This window comes from Bacillus sp. FSL K6-0073 (assembly GCF_038006085.1).
Classification (GTDB): Bacteria; Bacillota; Bacilli; order Bacillales; family Bacillaceae_G; genus Bacillus_A; species Bacillus_A cereus.
Window position 1 is genome coordinate 372622 of sequence record NZ_JBBOUN010000003.1, and the last position, 17451, is coordinate 390072.

Consider the following 17451-nt stretch of genomic DNA (forward strand, 5'->3'; position numbering starts at 1 on the left):
TTAAATTCATTGAAAACTTAATTTAAATTTTTAACAAACTTTAGTTAATGAATTAGGTCTTGTCTCTGTTATGAGATAGGGCTTTTTTTAGTATAAATAGTATATAGAACAAAATGAAAGAGGTGCATGATTTTGAAACCTTCAACTTACGAAATAGCAAAAGAGCTAAAGACTCAAGATTTAGATTTTCTTTATAATGTCTATCTATTGAGATGCTTAACAATACGTCAAGCTTATAAATATTTTTTCTCTGACACAATTGATTCTTTTGAATTGTTTATGGAGACAAAGTTTTTAGATTTAATCGAATTAGAGGTTATTGATTGTGTTGAATTTAATTTAACAAATCAAGCTGTTTTCTTAACTTCTCAAGGTGTTGAAATTGTTCGTTATCAGTTTGACCTTCCAACCGATATCTTAGACCCTAAACGAAAAATAATTAAAAGAGGTTACTACCGTGCAGGAGAACTAAAGATGAATCCACGTTTAATCAATCATCAAATTCATTTAAATCAATTTGTTTTAGATTTTAAAGAAAAGACAAAAGAAAGTGATATTAAATGGAGATATTTCGATGAGAAATATGTATCTCAATATAAAAACATTCGACCAGATGGGCTTATTCAAATATTTGATACTGATTTTTTCTTAGAAATGGATATGGCTACAGAGAGTAAAAAGCAACTGAAAGAAAAGTGGAATCATTACCGTTCTTTTTTACAATCAAGCGAGTATTACTATAAAGATAAAGATAAAAAGATTATTGTATTATTTTTAATTGATAATACAGAGAAGATTGAAAGTAGAAAAGACATTGTTCGTTTTACAGCCGTAGATTCTTTATTGGATGGTTTCGATAATGAATTTGAATTATACATTGGTACAACAAAGGAATTATTAGAGTTAATGTGTAATAAGCTGATTCCAAATCTACAACATAGTAATTGGAGACAGGAAGAGGTATTAAGAATTATCCATGAAAAACACGGATTTCACTTTTCAAATGGGGAGAAATTAAGAAAAGCTTTACACGATACGGATTATGGATTCTATATAAGAAAAATCAAACAGGATAATAATCTACTAATCGAAAATGGTCGAGTGCAAGAATTCCTATTTGATGATTACACTTCTCAACCACTCTCTATTTTAAAAAAAATTGCTTATCACGAAAGAAATATCGCTTCATTTCACAGAAGGTTTGGTAGAGAAATTGGCTATTTAATCCTTGTTAAAAATGAAGTAGAAGCTTTTCACGATTTGGAAACCAATGATTTGGTAGGTATTAAAAATATATACTTTACAACTTTAGAACGATTAAATACCAAACCCCTGCATGAAGCTGTATATCAATATGACAGTTTAGGAAATATCCATCATTTTTCAAATAGCGGATTTCAAGAGAGGGACTATGAAAGTAGCTTAAAATAAAAAAGAGGTTAATTCGAATTAACCTCTTTTTTATTTAGACTTTTTTGTAATGCCTTCAGTTCATTTCTTGCTATTTTTCGTTCCTTCTCACTCAATGACGTATCTTCCATCTTCTTCGTTAAATAAATTTCTTTAATGATATATGTAGTATCCATCCTTTCCACCCCCTTTTTACATTTTATTGATTTCTGATGTCAATAATTCACGAACGTAATATCTCAAGTTAAATATTTTTCTATCTCAATCGCTAATTTATATGCCATCAATGATGGAATGCCAGAGCATCGTTCATATTGTTTATTCAATGGAACATCTTCAGCGAAAGAAAACCAATCTGGAACAGTCTGTAGCCTTAAACATTCTCTCACTGTAAATCTCCTTGGTGGTAAGACGTCATATGTATCCATTTTGCGAATATCATAATTAGCAGGTTCAGGATACAGAGGTAATTGACGGGCTTCAGACACAATTGTATAGGATGCTTCATTCCATTGTTTTTGTCTATTCCTACTTACATACCTTGGAGAAAATCCACCTTCGTAATACTTATCTTGATTATCAATGATTTGGGCGTTATTTTTTCCGTTCATTAGACTTGTAATCGTATAAGCAGGTTGGTCAAAGGATACTTTTCTTAAGAATCCCGTTCTTCCTCCACCACTTTCAAATGCTCTACCCATAAATTTACGAGCATCTTCTTCGTTTAAAGCCTTCCAATTTCCACCCACAGGAATTTTATGTACAAATTCTTTTCCATCATTTCGAATCCCATATCCTACGTGGTTATGAACAGAACTTTGTTCTTGTGCTTCGTATTGTATGTCTTTTAAAGAATTCATCACCTTATCAGGATTAGGTAAATCGCCTATCGCATCACGTATCGTCTTCCTTTCACTTTTAGAGACTATTTCTGGGAATTCAAATGTCTTTCCTAAATCACTTCGAATCCCTACCATAAACACTCTTTTTCTATGTTGTGGAATCCCATATTCATAGCAATCTACAAGCTTCCATGTAACATTATATGAACTGTTTTCAATCTCTTTCACAAAGGCTTCAAATCCTGGTCTATTCTTCTTATTTACCATTCCATTCACATTTTCAAATAAAAATGCTTTTGGTTTTTTCGCTTTTAATATTCTTAAGAATTCATGTGGTAAATCACCGAAATCTTTATTTTCAAATCCATCTCCTTTTCCTGCCACACTAAAACTCTTGCATACAGGTGTAGCAATCATAAAATCATGGTCTGGAATATCATTTGGATTTATTTTTCGAATATCAGATAAAACAGCATGTGGACCAATCATTTTATTGTAAGTCTTAACAGCATATGGGTTATTGTCTACAGCATAAGCCATATGATAACCTGCTAATTTAACGCCACAAGCACCTACTCCTGCTCCACAAAATAAATCTACACAAATCAATCCGTTTTGAGGTCTCGCTTCCATCCCCCATCGCATTTCGTTCATTTTCATCCTGATTCCCCCTAATTTCATTAACTATTGTTAATGAAATTATAGATTGGATGTTTGTAGACATAAATAAAACAAGCGTTTAAGCTTGTTTTATCCCAACGTATCCTACAAAATGCAAGCATCTAAAAAATTCTTCAACGAGCATTCCTTTTCTTTCTAAAAATCGTTTATTTTCCTCTACCTGACTTACTCGAAACACACCTCTTAAAGACTTATCTTTATTCCTGATTTCCTGTGTTGAGAAGCCTTGTTGTTCTTTAAAATCATGATGTAGTTGTGTAAAAATATCCTGATGCATGGAATTTTTTGCATAAGTCTTTTCAACAACAATTAATGCTCCACCCTTTTTCAGCTTTGCTATTAATCGTTTCATATGTTTTTTTCTCTCATCTACTGAAATAAACGGATTTGTTAGACAACTGATAATAACGTCTGCTTTTGGTAATACCACTTTTGAAATATCTTCATCGAATAAATAAACATCTTCAGTGGTAGATAACTTTTCTTTTGCTTTTTCCAACATAGATTGAGAGGTGTCTAATCCAAATGCTCTAAATGTTTTAGGTGTAACTTCTTTTAATTGCTTTATCGTCTCACCCGTTGAACAACCTACATCAATTACAACACCGTTCTCAACTATAAAAAATTGAGCAATACCACATATTAAGTCTTGAAGCATTTCATAAGATGGAATGGATTGACGCACATGTTCATCAAATATTTTTGTTACCTTCTCATCAAAAGACCAACTTTCTACCTTTTGCATTTTTTACCTCGATTCTTTACATAAAAATAAGGAGAAAGACTCTCCTTATTTAATATCCATATTTTCATTTTCAAATTCTTTAGCAGTAATGCCACTCATATTAGGCAATTCAATGTACGAAAACTTCACTTTATCACCTTCTTTACTTAAAGGTAATTCTTTTGAAATAGAAGATGGAACCATAAGTAGTGTGTTTGGCTTTTCTTTTAGCAGGATATAAAAGACTTGTCCATTCTCATTTGTTAGAGAGCCAATTCTTTCAATTGTTCCCACTTCACTTTTCTCAAGGCCATTTGAATTTAAGTTTGTATGCGAGCTCTTACCCGCTAATGATTTGACATAATTATTTAGTGTAGCTTGCAATGAATCTCCAATCGCTACAATGTTGTAATTTTCTACATTGACCATTGCATAGGATTTCACTAATCCTTTTTTATCTTTCAATGTTAGAAAGTACGTTGGCTCGTTTTGTACGTTTATCAAGATAGGGAATGTCGCTGTATATCTTAATTGTTGCACACTACCTTCTGCTGATTGCATACTCGCTGTTTCTGTAGCACCAGATACCTTATAGAAACTCGTTTTTCCTGTACGAGTATTCGCCAATACAAATCCTACTGTAGATTCATCTTTTCCTACTGAAGAAATTCCCGTATAGAAATAGCATTCGCCATTATTGTAAATCACTTGCATTCCTTCTGTAGTTTCTAATTTATCTTGATTTGAAAAGTTAATATAGCCATGTACATATTCTCCCCAATAATCTAAGTAATCCGCTATTGTTGATTTCGGCTGAATAATATCCACCCATTTAGGCGTATCTTTTATACTATATTCTTTCATCTTGCCTGTTTGAGGGTCAATAACAAGTGTTCCTGTAATGACTTCTCCTGAACGTCCAATCGTGCGTTTGTAAACAGATGCCACCCAATAAGGATTCCCTTCATCATCAAGTTCAAATGTATAACCTTTCACACCCTTTGTTGGGTGATTTAAATACACATGTCTATACAGATTTGAGTTAAAATAAGAACTTGGCAAATACTTTAGATTTACATCTTTTCCTTTTACAGATGTTACAAGCTCAACGTCTTGAGAATCTGTTGCACTTACTTTTATAAAACCTTTCGTACCTTTGCTATTCTCAAACCACTTAAAAATCCCTGTATGTTCAAGTGGAGCAACATAATACAACTTCCCTTTTATCTGTTGGATAGTTAAATCACCAACCTCCATCTGACTACCTAAAGCAGGAATTTCACCTAACTTTTTGTCTGCATAATTCCTCGCTAATTCTTTATCAATTGTTGGTAACTCTTTTAAGTCCACATGAGAAACATCTTTTTCAAATTTCTTTTCTTCAACGTTTCCGATTAAATTTCGATAATCTGAACTATGGAATAAAGGTGTTGTTATACAAAAGAAGATAATATTCGAGACTACTAATAAACCACTGGCAATCAACACCGAATATATTGTTTTCTTCTGTGTTACACCTTCACTAAAGTATGCAAATGCACCACTTAATAAAATAAAAAGAATCAAGAAAATGTTGAATTTACTCCCCCACCTAATGTGTATTGGCGTTGTATTTAGGTATGAATACAAGCTCCACATAATAAGTGTAATAATAAAACAAGTGATGAAACCCTTCAAAAAGGAATCTTTTTGTTTCATATAAATGCACAGCCTTCCTATATATTAAATTGCTGTTTTTATGATATCATATATACTATAGTCAATACAATATACTTTTATTTATTATAGTCAACAGAGAGGGTGTCGAGATGAATATTCTTGTTAAACGTGGAAATATAACAGATTTTCATACAGAAGTTGATGTAATTGTGAATGCATGGAATCGAAATTTTATTCCTTATTGGATTTTACTTCCTCATGGTGTATCAAAAGCAATTAAGAAGAAAGCAGGTTTAAAACCATTTAATGAAGTTCAACGTAAAGGTCTATTGTCTTTAGGGGAAGCGGTGCTAACTTCAGCAGGCAAATTAAATTGCAAAGGCATCATACATGTTGCAGGAATCGGAATGCTATGGAATTCATCAGAGAAAGCCATTCGATTATCCGTAAAGAACGCATTGGGGTTATGTATAAAACACTCATTTACATCTATTGCAGTTCCTTTGATTGGCTGTGGTGCAGGAAAATTCAGTGAAGAAAAATGCATGGAAATTATATATGAAGAATGTACTGCATTTAGTGGAGACTTGAACGTGATAATTGTTCAATACGAATAAAACACAAATTGTTGCTAATACAAAATTATATAAACATGAGTTTTTACAATATTTGTTACAGAAAACAATAAAGATATCAAGAGATAGGGATACTATCTCTTTTTCTATTATCAAGGAAATAAGAAGATTTTTATTTTAGTAAAAAATAATTGACAAATAAAAGTAAAATTGTTATAGTTGTTTATAGAGATACAAGAAATATATGATTTATACTCAATAAGACAAAATTTAAAAATATAATTATAGATAAAACATTTTCTTTAGGAGGAAAATATTATGAAATTTAAAAATGTAATCGCAACAAGTTTAATCACTGCAACTTTATTTGGAGCAACAATGACAGCACAGGCACAAACAACAAAATTTAATGACGTACCAAGTGGTCATTGGTCTGAAGGAGCTATTAGCTATTTGTCTGACAATGGAATTGTATATGGATACGGTAATGGAATCTATGGATTTGGTGATAACGTCACTCGTGGACAAGTAGCCTCTATTATGGCTCGATACTTTAAACTACAAGATAACGGTTCACGAAATACTTCCTTTACAGATATTCAAAATCACCCATTTGAAGGCAATATCAACGCCGTTATCCAAGCAGGAATTATGAAGGGTGATGGAACAGATAAATTCCGACCAGACGCTACACTAACTCGCTATGAAATGTCATCTGTTTTACAACACGCATTTGATTTAGCAGTTAAAGGAAACATGACATTTACTGATATTCCAAATGGTCATTGGGCAAAAGAGGCTATTCAGGCTTTATATACAAATGGTGTGACAAATGGTGTGGGTCAAAATCAATATGGTGGACAATACGATGTAACAAGAGAGCAATTCGCTAAGTTTATGTATAGTTCTATCTATAAAGACCAAAATCAAAAGCCTGAAGAAGGAAAACAAAGTGACATGGACAAGTTAAAACGTGTAGCTGAAGAGAATGGATTCTTCCCTAAAGAAAACCATTATACTTATAACATTGGCGGTCCAAATGGTGATTCAATGTTTGACATTATGCATTTATATATGAATGATGGTAGTGAATGGGAAACAAAAATGTTTGTTTTTGATGGGAATTCGGTTGTGGATAAACCTATAAAGCAATTTTTAGACATACTTGTCCCTACGAAAAGTAATGAATTATGGAAAATTATCAATAGTAAAGGCCCTAATTACCAGGAATTTGAAATGGATGGAAGAAAAGTTGTTGTTAAGAGAAATTCAGTTGTGAGCATTCTATTTAGCTCAAAAAAATAATTTAACTATCAAAAAAGAGATGGAAATCCATCTCTTTTTTATTGAACAATATGTCCTTTTAAATCATCTGTTGCACTGCCTGTAACTTCAAGTTTTAAATCTGTTAAATTGTCACACAACATATTTCCAATACTTGTTAACGTATTACCTTCCATTTTAGATTTTGTAGGTATTCCGTTGATTTCAGGTGTAAACACTTGCAGTTTATACGAACCATCTTTTGTATTTGGGTCAATGTAAATCTTTGGAGCATTTTTAACACCTAATGTGTCTTTTGGTTTTATCGTATATGTCATACTTACCTTATTTCTATCTCCTTCTCGTTTTACATCAAGCCCTTTATTGGTTCCATGCACACCAGAAACCGATAAAATTTTTCCATCAGGAGTTTTGATATATAGCTCGCTTGGAATGTTAGGTTCAACATGTTTTGGACGAACCCATTGACCTGTCCCGTTTACATTCCAAGATTGAGGCTCTGTTTCAAAGGCATTTGTATTATAATCTACATCTACTTTCAATTCATAACCATATCCCGCTTTAATTTTACCAATTTCTCCTTTTGCTAAATCCACCCAACCATCTCTTGAAGCACCCATTTTTAAATCCTCAGTTAGTTTAGATTTAAATAACACTTTGCTTATTTTATACTCTTCTTGTTGCTGAACTGTTCCATCGTGTTTACTTCCTGCACTATATTTATAGAATTCATACGATTTTCCATTAGCTGAGTATTTTTTTAATTGACCACTCCACTCGTGTAATTCATAATACTGATTCCATGTATTTTTCGTGTTTTTACCAAGAGCACAAGCTTTTTCAAAAGGATTCATTGGTCTTTCTATTTTAGCTCCTGTTGTTTTCTCGGAACCTTTTATAGTTGTTGCTGTATCCCCCTTATTATCTTCTTGTGTACTCAAGTCTTCTTCCCATGCATTTTTATCAACATTCACATACACTTGAGCATCAACTTTAGAAGTTACTTTTGGGTCAACCCAAATCTTCACTTCTTTTACAATGTTTTTATTTTCGCCAATTCCAATATGCTCCATAAATAAATGTTTCTCGCCATTTACAGTAATACCAATTTGAACATCTTTTTCAAAATCAGTTACTTCTGATGGCACTTCATTATCAACATCAAATTTTACAGCAAAAGTTTGATATCCTGCTTCTGTAGGTTTTTCTGTTTTAGGAAGTATTTCTACATTTTTTACTTTGTAATTATAGAAACTATGCCATTTTTTTCTCGAAGTATCATCACCTTTATCTATATTCGCATAATCATAATTATTTTCTAAGTTCATACGTATAGAAGTATCAATAATTGGAACTTCATAAGTAGTATACTCAGGTGTGATAAATTCAAAAGTTGTACCATTTCTTAATTGCATTCTTTTTGTTAGATGACCATTAATAGAATCACTTTCACCTTTTGGTAACTTTCTATTAATTGTATAATAGGCATCAATATTCACTTCAGGGTAATAGTAATGGTCAAATACAGACCTTGTTCCCCAAGATATACATATTCCACTATTATTGTGTGCTTCACAAAAGCCTTCATCCCTATAAACAGGTTCCCTAATGTCAATACCTTGATATTTAAATTTATATTTAATTTTATAATCTTCACCTGGAATAGGCTTTTCAACTTCATTACCATTTCTATCAATTAAAGTGATATTTTCAGCACTCATATTCCCCGTACCTTCGACTGGAAATACTAAGTTTGCATCATCATCATTCGGATTCGTATTATCCCCTGCGAAGAAATGGTCTTTATTAATATTCCCCGTTAATCCAATGTACTTATTAGAGTTTAGAGGGATAACAAAATTATCATATGTGAATGTAGCTGATTCACCTGGTACAAGTGTTCGTTCTTCTGATAAAGTTGTATTCCAATTATTACTCCCTTTACTCCAAGTTGTAGATGATAAACTATACCCTATATCTAACTTAGTTGGGTTTAATGTCGTTTCTTGTTGAGAGTCATTTTTTACTCGAACAATAATTTTATACTTTTCTCCCTTCATTAATTTTTTAAATGTACGAGAACTTCCAGAGTCAACCCCATCTCTTCTTGTAAAAGTACCTACAACATTACCATTATTATCTAACACTGTATATTCCGTAATCCTAAGGTTCTTCATCTCATCGGATTTTACTGTTAATGTTCTATATTTACGACCGCCTTCTCTTGTCCCTATAAAGACAGCCATCTCAGCATCAGGGTCTGAAGTTAACGATAATCTATCAGCCCAATAATATGGATTTGAGTTTTTATACTTCATAGATGGTTCTTGGTCCAACAATCTTTTAATTGCCTTTATTTTTGCATTAAATAAATCTCCAATAGTTGAATCATCCCAACGAGAAGGTCCTTGAGGAAGCCATTTCGAACCCAAGTTATAAGGGAATAAATCCCATTTATAGCTACCTGGAGTTTCGTCAGAGAAAATATCTGGTGGAAAATAAGGATTCTCAACATTATTACCAAATGCAGAATATCCTAAGTACCTCCATTCCCCAACTGCACCTCTATAAGCTTCATACTCGTTATAATAATGCGGCGATTGAAGAGCATTACGACTTGTTTGGTTCACAACTGTAGACTTCGTTTTAAAGTTCGGGTATGACTTATCATATCTTTCCTCATAACCACCATTAATATTTCTACTATTATAGTTTTCTAATACATAAAAATATGACCTCATACTCGTCATATACTCTAATTGTTTTGGTGGTACTGGGGAATAATAAGTGACACCATAATAATTAGTTCGAAATAAAATATTTTCACTATTTCTATCGTACCAATATTTCCTATTTCCATCTTTATCTGTAAATTTCATCATAGGAGGCTTTATATTCCATTTTAAATGTTCAGGTACACCTTCCCAAACTGGTTCTAAAGTTGAGTTTGCCCCGTTATCCATATTATCAAGAGCATTAACAGCAATAGGACTTGCTAATAAAGCTAAAAATCCTACTGATAAACTTGACGCACCTACAGACAGTCTTTTTATATTCATGTTAGACATCCCCTTTCAATCTATCTATTTATATTCAGTAAATTAATTTCACATTTAATATTTTATTATAGTTAAATTAAGCAATATATTATAACTATAAAGGTGTATTTTTGTACTTATTAGGTTCTATACAAAGAGAGTATCCATATTACCTAATGAATACTCTCAAGAAAAATATTCGACAATGTTTCACATGAAACACTGTATTTCGATATTATCTATTAATAGGACTAACATAAATAGCTAACACTTGTCCTTTTTTAATCTTAATAAGCCTGTTATCTAACTCTATTTCCTGAACCCCTGATTCAGCATGATTTACAATTTCATAAAGTTTAGCCCCTTCTGTAGGTAATAGACGATTAAATATTTTACTTAACGGCTCATCAATAGAATTATCTCCATTAAAGATAAAGATGCTGACATCCCATTGACCATCTCCTATAGCATATAAGTTCGCAACATCAAACATCTTGTCAGCATCTTTTCCATGTGGATTAAACCTTAATCCTTTTTCACCATTAAAAAATCCTAATGTATAAGCCAACTGCTTTATTTCAGGAGCTGTATACGTTTTACCATTCACAGTCGTCTGTTTTCCTTCATCTACTTTTATATTTTCATCACCCTTATTACCATCTTGCTTTTCTTGAGATGGTTGAACTGGTTTATCTTCTTTCGTTTGTGTTTCTTTATTATGAGAAGCATCATTTTTAGGAGGAGTTACCTCTTTTTGCTTTGATACATTTTGCTGAGATGAGCTTGATTGACCATTAGAGTTCTCTGATACTTTTTTTGATTGATTCCCTTGGTTCGCCTCTATTTTTTGAACACTTGTTGAATCAGGTTTGTTTTCTACCACTACTTGTTTACTACTTTCTTCCTGTCCTTTTGGAGTAGGAAGATTACTCGTTTTTTGCTCTTTAATTTCTGTTTTTGGTTCTTCCTTTGGAGTTTCTTGTTTCTTTTCTACATCAAATTCAATCTTGTCTCCGTTTAATTTAACAGGCAAAACATCCAATACAAAATTCGCAGGTACTAACACATCATCTGATGTATACATCGGCTCCCAATACGCAGGAAATGTATAACCACCAATTTTGTCTTTTTTATATGGTTGTAACTCACCATCTACATAAGCACAAGAAGATTTTTCGTGGATTTTAATTGATTTGCTACCTACAATGTATACTTTGTAATCACCATTTTCATCGCTACCTTCTTGGACTTGACCTTTCATTTCATCAAGTAGCTTTTTCATAGGAACTACCTTTTCTCCCTGAACCTCTTGTACTGCAATTTCTTTCTTTTCTGTATCAGCATGAGCTGTAAGAGGTAACCCTGCTGTTAAAACAACTCCTGTCGCAAATAAAGAAAGCATTTTATTTTTATTTTTAATGTTCATGTTATCTACCCCTCCTCAAATTTTATTAACTATAGTATATAATTTAACTTATGTTCAGTAAACTATATTTCACTATTATCATTAAATTATTTTATTTTATGTTGAAATTATTTTATATATCATTGTTATTACAAAAAGAGTTGCATTTTAGAATGCAACTCCTCTTTTTATTTGTTATTAATTTGAATTGTAGATGTCTCTCCATCCCAAAGCATATCGAAACCAAAAATATCTATCATTTCTTGAATTTCTGCCATAAATATATCATTCTTGTATTCAGGACTTGTAGCTATTTTTACGTCTTTTCCATTTAGAGAGATTGTGTCGTTCTTGTCTTTGTACACGACAATGTTATTATCCTTCTTCAATGTTAAGACATCTTCTTTTCTTTCAACAGTTGCTCCAAGCTCTTTAGCTATTTGCTCAACAGGTAATAACACTCTCTCATCTTTTACGATTGGATTTGTTTCTAACTCTATTGATTTATCAGCAATTTTTACGTTCTTCGCTTGCTTACTTACAATTCTTTCTTCTAAACTTTCAGACTTGCCGATTCTTGTTTCCATAATTCGTATATCTACTTTTTCAAAGTCTTTAAAAATTGACTCTATCTCTTCTTTCGAGTATTCTTTTTTCGCATCTTTCACGAGGATTGGTTTCCCTTCCACAATTACAAGCATCTTTCCTTTATCTTCTACAACGTATCCTTTAGACTTAACAGATACTTGATAGAGAATGTCCTTAAATTGTTCATAGGAAGCTGTCCCGTTTAAGGCTACACGAATACCCGAATCATAGTAGTAGGGTTTTTCTCCCTTTTTATCTACAGTGTATTGTAGCGTCAAATTGCTTTCAGGGTTTTGTTCTTTCACAAGATAATCCCAATTCTCAGGAACCTCTTGTTTCACATTTCCGCCACCATAATCCACGTAATCTAAGATGCCACAATATACATAGTCCATTTTAGGTACTTCACCTTTATCTTGCTTTTCCTGTACACCATCAGCATAGAACGTTGTAACTTTGTAGCACATATCCCTTTCTTTTTCATACGTAACAGACTCTGAACGAATCGGCTCTGGTTTCACTGACTCATGATTTTCTTGCTTATCTTCCATCTCCCCGTTTTTTTCTAATTCCGCTAATTTATTTTCCCTACCATTATCTATAACTCGTTGAATCTCTTCTTTCGATGGTGCATCGGGTACTTTAATAGAACCATCAGGATTCACAACTTCCATGTCAGGGGGACTGGTTATAATAAATTGAATATCAGATACATTCTTCATTAACGTATCTCTAATTTCTGGAATTTGATTCGTATTGTTCATATAGAACAGGTATTCTTTATAGAACGTACCTGTCCCTTTTTTGATTTGAGATGTTAATTGATTATGTAAAGAGACTATCTTGTTGTTTTTCTCTACACCATCTAATTTATTTATTGTGTTAAACACTTTATAGAATGCTTGGTCATAGACATCATTACTCTTATGGACAATATAATCCTGTGGTTCCAACGGTTTATGCATATCTATAAAAGCGACGATAGCCTTATCAATATCTTCTGGATTCATTGTCTGTTCCGCATTAACAATTATCTTCATCAATTCATTTGCATTATCAACAATATTTTTGTTAAATTCTTTTTGAATTTGAGCTTCTTTTACATTCTCATCGGCATGAGCCATTGTTGTATTGCCAATAAAACTACTCGCTATAACTCCTACTGAAAGAACTGCCATTAATTTTTTATTCATATTTTCCCCCTCTTTCGTTATGCAATATCAAAAATCAAACATTATTTTTTGTTTTATTTTATTTAAATTTATTTTTTAAAATTTTATCAACAACTATTATTTAATTTTACTATTTAACAAAATATTATATTCTACTATCAACGCTTTATTTTTTCTTATAAAACAATATTTTGTTTTATGTTTATAATATTTTTTCTTAAAACTCCACAACATTCGCTAATGTTTGCTAAATCCAGTCCATAATAAACAAAAAGTCTTACCCATTTTATATGGATAAGACTCTGTTTAGCACCCTGCAAGGTTTATGCCTTCTATATTAAATTGAACATTAACATTATTATTCCATATGTTAAGAGAAGGGTACCCTAAGGCTTTTATATTTCTTGGTTCTTGCATTTCTTGATAGATATCAGCTCTATTAAACATAATGATTTCTAATTTTTTCTCTTTTAACTTCAGATGATTTTTATTTTCGCCCATATAATAAACTTTATCCACTTTGAAACCCTTCAGTCCAAAATTCGGTTTGGAAAACGCCTCACCAAATGGTTTTAACACATCTAATTCTTCCACCAAATCAACTGTAACATCTTTAGGTTCTACAACTGTATCTACCATAATACGAGGGATAAAATCAGCTTCCGTTAACTGAGATTCAGCAAGACTACAAATTTCTTCTTCAAATGCTTCTAAATGCTCTTCTTTTAAAGATAATCCTCCTGCCATTGGATGTCCACCATAGCCAATTAAATACTCTTTCGTTTCATCAAAGGCTTTCTTAATATGAAAATTAGGAATACTACGAGCTGAACCTTTAATAAATCCATGCCCCTCCGCAAGAACAATAACAGGTCTAAAATATCTTTCTTTTAATCTACCTGCAATTAATCCAACAATCCCTTCATGGAACGAAGGATGATAAATAACAATGACGGGTTTGATACCTTTTTCTTCTACCATCTGAATTGCTAATGCTTCTTGCTCTTCCGTAATTTTTTTACGATACTCATTTGTTTCAATGACTTTTTCTACAATCTCAGGAATTTTTTCCTCATCTTGCGAAACAAACATTTCAATAGCTTCATCAACATCGCCCGTAATTCGCCCTAATGCATTAATCATGGGAACATATTTGAATCCGTATGTCTCTTCCGTAATCTCCTTAACTCCCGTTTTCTCTTGTAATACTTTAAACACATGTCTTTGGGCACGTTTTACTTGGCGAATGCTTTCTGTTACAAACACCCTATTCTCATCAATAAGAGGCATAATGTCTCCTACGGTTGCAATCCCCACAATATCAATCATATCTTGTACATAGTCTAAATCTTTATCTAATTCCCAATAAAGCTGAAGCATTACTTTATAAATAACACTTGCTCCACAAAGACCTTTAAAAGGATACTGACAATCATGTCTCTTTGGGTTTACAACTGCATCAGCTTCTTCTGGAAGATGGTCGCCTGGGTCATGGTGGTCTGTAACAATCACTGTTAGCCCTAATTCTTTTGCTTTCTTAATTCCTTCATATGCCACAATCCCATTATCAACTGTTAGTACAACATCTACATCAGGATATTTCTTCAACATATCCTCTAATCCAAGAACATTCATTCCATATCCATGTTTGAATCTATTATTAACAAAGTAACTAACCCTTGCTCCTAAATTCCTTAAAGCTAAAACAGCAACTGAGGTTGCCGACACTCCATCACAATCGTAGTCTCCATATACCACAATATGTAGGTTATTTTCAATTGCGTGACTAAGAAGTGAGACTGCTTTATCACTATCTTTCATTAATTGCGGATTATGCATATCAGTAATATCCATATGTAGAAACGATTCAATTTTTTCTACTGTATCAAATCCTCTATTATATAATATCTCCAAAACACAATCTGCTAAATGATTTAACTCTTTAGCATTTCTTAAATCCTGTAACTTACTTCTTCGTTCAACTGTGTTCTCTGGGCGAATCCACTTTGTCTTCAAATGTTCATTCATATTACCATCACCTTCCTTTTATTAACTATAGTCAATAAAAATATCACTGTAAAGTATTATAGTCAATAAAAAAGGTTTTACATAAAAAAAGATTATCGTAAACTCTTATAGAATGTATACTAAAAGATAAGACAAAATAGATAAATACAAGGGGATGATAGATTGATATTTGCAGGAAAAGCAGCTCTATGGTTTGCTGTCGTATATCTTTTTACTTATTTAATATTGTTGTCTTTTACAGATAAACTAACAAAGAAGGATAGTAGGTTCAATATTTTGCTCTTTCGAAAATTTTGGTATCTACTATTTGTAATCGGTGCATGTTATGTTGTTACGAATTATCCCATTACTGAGAAGAACTCATTACAATTCCTATATGCGTTTATCTCTGCTGTATTAATAGATATAGCGGTCTTCCAAACACCTTTAGTCAAAAAAATAGGTCCTACCGAATTAAATGAACCGATAGAAGCTTTAAAGGATAGTAATCAATTGGTACTATCCTTTAGCGAAAAAATGAAGTCTCTTGTTACATATATAGGAGATGTAACTATTGAAGAAAATATACAAAATGATACAATGTACATAACAGGGTTGTCCAATGTATTAAAAAACTATGGAGAAGAGAATAGAATTGATATATCTTTAAATCGTTTCAGTTCTCATGCCGAAATGAGAGGACTTATTGACATTCTCTCTTTGGACAACCGTACAGAAGCTATTGGGACATTAGTTGACAAAAAAACCTTTTATAGCAAAGATAGTAAAATCGCCCTTGCTCCAATAACAGTGTTAGAACAAGAGTATATTTTGCAAATCTCTTCTAAGAAAGTGATAACAGAAATAGATGTAGATATTTTTTTCTTACTAATACATGTCTATGATTTAGCAATTTGTGAACGTGATGAGAGAGGAGCTGTTGAAGATGGGGAAAACGTCTGAAAAATCTAATGGACAATCTGTACAAAATGATTTTCGCACTATAAGACAAAAGAGAAGAAGTAGAGTCTCTACTCCAACAACTGCCAGTATGAGTCCATATACAAAACGAATAATTGATAAAAGCGAAAACATTATTAAAGAATACAGTATAAACTCTCGTTAAAACGGGAATAAATGGAGATGTACAAAGGTACATCTTCTTTTTTATTCCATTGAGAGGTGGTTAATTTATGAGTAAAAAATCTGGTTCAAAAACTCCTAATTCAGGAATGTCTCCACATACAAAAGAGATACTTGAGAAATCTGAGAATGCTATTAAAAATTCATCTTCAAATAGATAATCATATCCAAAATAAAAAGGCCCTTTAAGGGACCCTTTTATCAAATCTCTTTTAATTTTACACCATTTTCTAAACAACGAAGAATATGAGCAATATTCCTACCCGCTTCATCCATATCAGAATTCATATTGAATTCTAATCTAACATCTACGTTATATAATTGAGTCTTTTCAGCAAAATAAGAATCTGAAACAATTATGTTTAATCTTTCTTTATGATTCTCATGGATACCATCTAATACCTTTTCAATAACAAATGGCAACCGCATAGATACATATTTGTCTAAGAATCCATCTTTTTTCATCAGTGACTTAGCCGTTCGACCATCAGTAACATTGAAATAATTTTTTAAAAATTCTTTACCCAAACCAATATGCTTAATTACTGCATATGTTTCTGTATCGCTATCTTCTGCTACCGCAAATTTCAGATTGTACACTTTACTCGCCCTTTGCCAAAGTTTTCTTTGTGGTTGAGCATGTTTTTTTACAGAGGCTATAATTTTGTTCAAGTTTTCCTGAACAATTCGTTCTTTTGACAAAGCATACCTTTTATCATTAGCTAATTGCTCAATTAATGAAGAAGCCGAATTAGAATGAATAATAAGACTTGCTTCAGTTGAAGAAAATTTCTTTTTGACCAAATCAATAATAGCTTCTTTTGCAATTGAATTATTTGACGCTTTATCCAATTCGTTCTTGTATTTTACTAATTCCATACCTTTTTCATTTAAAGTTGTGTTCATAACCTTTCTCTCCTCAA

At 32.2% G+C, this 17451-nt stretch carries 14 protein-coding genes; 5 read left to right on the forward strand and 9 right to left on the reverse strand.

Annotated features, from left to right (window positions below; translation table 11 throughout):
- Positions 1 to 126: 126 nt before the first annotated feature.
- Positions 127 to 1431, forward strand: coding sequence for a replication-relaxation family protein (locus MHB52_RS33500; RefSeq protein WP_340768922.1), 1305 nt, complete (start codon positions 127 to 129; stop codon positions 1429 to 1431).
- A gap of 8 nt (positions 1432 to 1439) precedes the next feature.
- On the opposite strand, the gene MHB52_RS33505 is transcribed toward MHB52_RS33500, so the two are convergent.
- The 4 genes from MHB52_RS33505 to MHB52_RS33520 form a co-directional block, all read right to left on the reverse strand.
- Complete coding sequence (locus tag MHB52_RS33505) at positions 1440 to 1586, reverse strand: hypothetical protein (protein WP_172796990.1); 147 nt, start codon at positions 1584 to 1586, stop codon at positions 1440 to 1442.
- 63 nt (positions 1587 to 1649) lie between these two features.
- On the reverse strand, positions 1650 to 2912 hold the full coding sequence (locus tag MHB52_RS33510) for a DNA cytosine methyltransferase (RefSeq protein WP_061662795.1): 1263 nt from the start codon (positions 2910 to 2912) through the stop codon (positions 1650 to 1652).
- Positions 2913 to 2991: 79 nt separating this feature from the next.
- The gene (locus MHB52_RS33515; RefSeq protein ID WP_061662794.1) at positions 2992 to 3678 is read right to left on the reverse strand and encodes a methyltransferase domain-containing protein; all 687 of its coding nucleotides are present in this window, start codon (positions 3676 to 3678) and stop codon (positions 2992 to 2994) included.
- 45 nt (positions 3679 to 3723) lie between these two features.
- Positions 3724 to 5355, reverse strand: coding sequence for a cell shape-determining protein (locus MHB52_RS33520; protein WP_253703231.1), 1632 nt, complete (start codon positions 5353 to 5355; stop codon positions 3724 to 3726).
- Positions 5356 to 5465: 110 nt separating this feature from the next.
- Between MHB52_RS33520 and MHB52_RS33525 the strand changes: the two genes are divergently transcribed.
- Together MHB52_RS33525 and MHB52_RS33530 are read left to right on the forward strand one after the other, a co-directional pair.
- Complete coding sequence (locus MHB52_RS33525) at positions 5466 to 5933, forward strand: macro domain-containing protein (protein ID WP_061662792.1); 468 nt, start codon at positions 5466 to 5468, stop codon at positions 5931 to 5933.
- A 276-nt stretch (positions 5934 to 6209) separates the two neighbouring features.
- Positions 6210 to 7196: an S-layer homology domain-containing protein gene (locus MHB52_RS33530; RefSeq protein WP_061662791.1), complete on the forward strand. Its 987-nt coding sequence runs from the start codon at positions 6210 to 6212 to the stop codon at positions 7194 to 7196.
- Positions 7197 to 7234: 38 nt separating this feature from the next.
- On the opposite strand, the gene MHB52_RS33535 is transcribed toward MHB52_RS33530, so the two are convergent.
- The 4 genes from MHB52_RS33535 to recJ all read right to left on the reverse strand — a co-directional run bounded on the left by MHB52_RS33535 (position 7235) and on the right by recJ (position 15406).
- Positions 7235 to 10234 (reverse strand): hypothetical protein, encoded by a 3000-nt coding sequence (locus tag MHB52_RS33535; protein ID WP_253703229.1) that lies wholly within the window; start codon positions 10232 to 10234, stop codon positions 7235 to 7237.
- A 214-nt stretch (positions 10235 to 10448) separates the two neighbouring features.
- A complete protein-coding gene (locus tag MHB52_RS33540) occupies positions 10449 to 11639 on the reverse strand; it encodes a hypothetical protein (protein WP_061662789.1) in 1191 nt (396 codons plus the stop codon).
- A gap of 167 nt (positions 11640 to 11806) precedes the next feature.
- Positions 11807 to 13399 carry a copper amine oxidase N-terminal domain-containing protein gene (locus tag MHB52_RS33545; protein WP_061662788.1) on the reverse strand — a complete coding sequence of 531 codons (1593 nt, stop codon included), beginning with the start codon at positions 13397 to 13399 and terminating at the stop codon, positions 11807 to 11809.
- Positions 13400 to 13684: 285 nt separating this feature from the next.
- Positions 13685 to 15406 carry a single-stranded-DNA-specific exonuclease RecJ gene (recJ, locus tag MHB52_RS33550; protein ID WP_061662787.1) on the reverse strand — a complete coding sequence of 574 codons (1722 nt, stop codon included), beginning with the start codon at positions 15404 to 15406 and terminating at the stop codon, positions 13685 to 13687.
- 162 nt (positions 15407 to 15568) lie between these two features.
- On the opposite strand from recJ, the gene MHB52_RS33555 reads away from it, so the two are divergent.
- Positions 15569 to 16348 carry a type II toxin-antitoxin system SpoIISA family toxin gene (locus MHB52_RS33555; protein WP_080451508.1) on the forward strand — a complete coding sequence of 260 codons (780 nt, stop codon included), beginning with the start codon at positions 15569 to 15571 and terminating at the stop codon, positions 16346 to 16348.
- Positions 16332 to 16511, forward strand: a complete 180-nt coding sequence (locus tag MHB52_RS33560; protein ID WP_061662786.1) for a hypothetical protein — start codon at positions 16332 to 16334, stop codon at positions 16509 to 16511. The genes MHB52_RS33555 and MHB52_RS33560 overlap by 17 nt, the downstream gene beginning before the upstream one ends.
- A 218-nt stretch (positions 16512 to 16729) precedes the next feature.
- On the opposite strand, the gene MHB52_RS33565 is transcribed toward MHB52_RS33560, so the two are convergent.
- Positions 16730 to 17434, reverse strand: coding sequence for a hypothetical protein (locus MHB52_RS33565; RefSeq protein ID WP_061662785.1), 705 nt, complete (start codon positions 17432 to 17434; stop codon positions 16730 to 16732).
- Between the last annotated feature and the right edge of the window lie 17 nt (positions 17435 to 17451).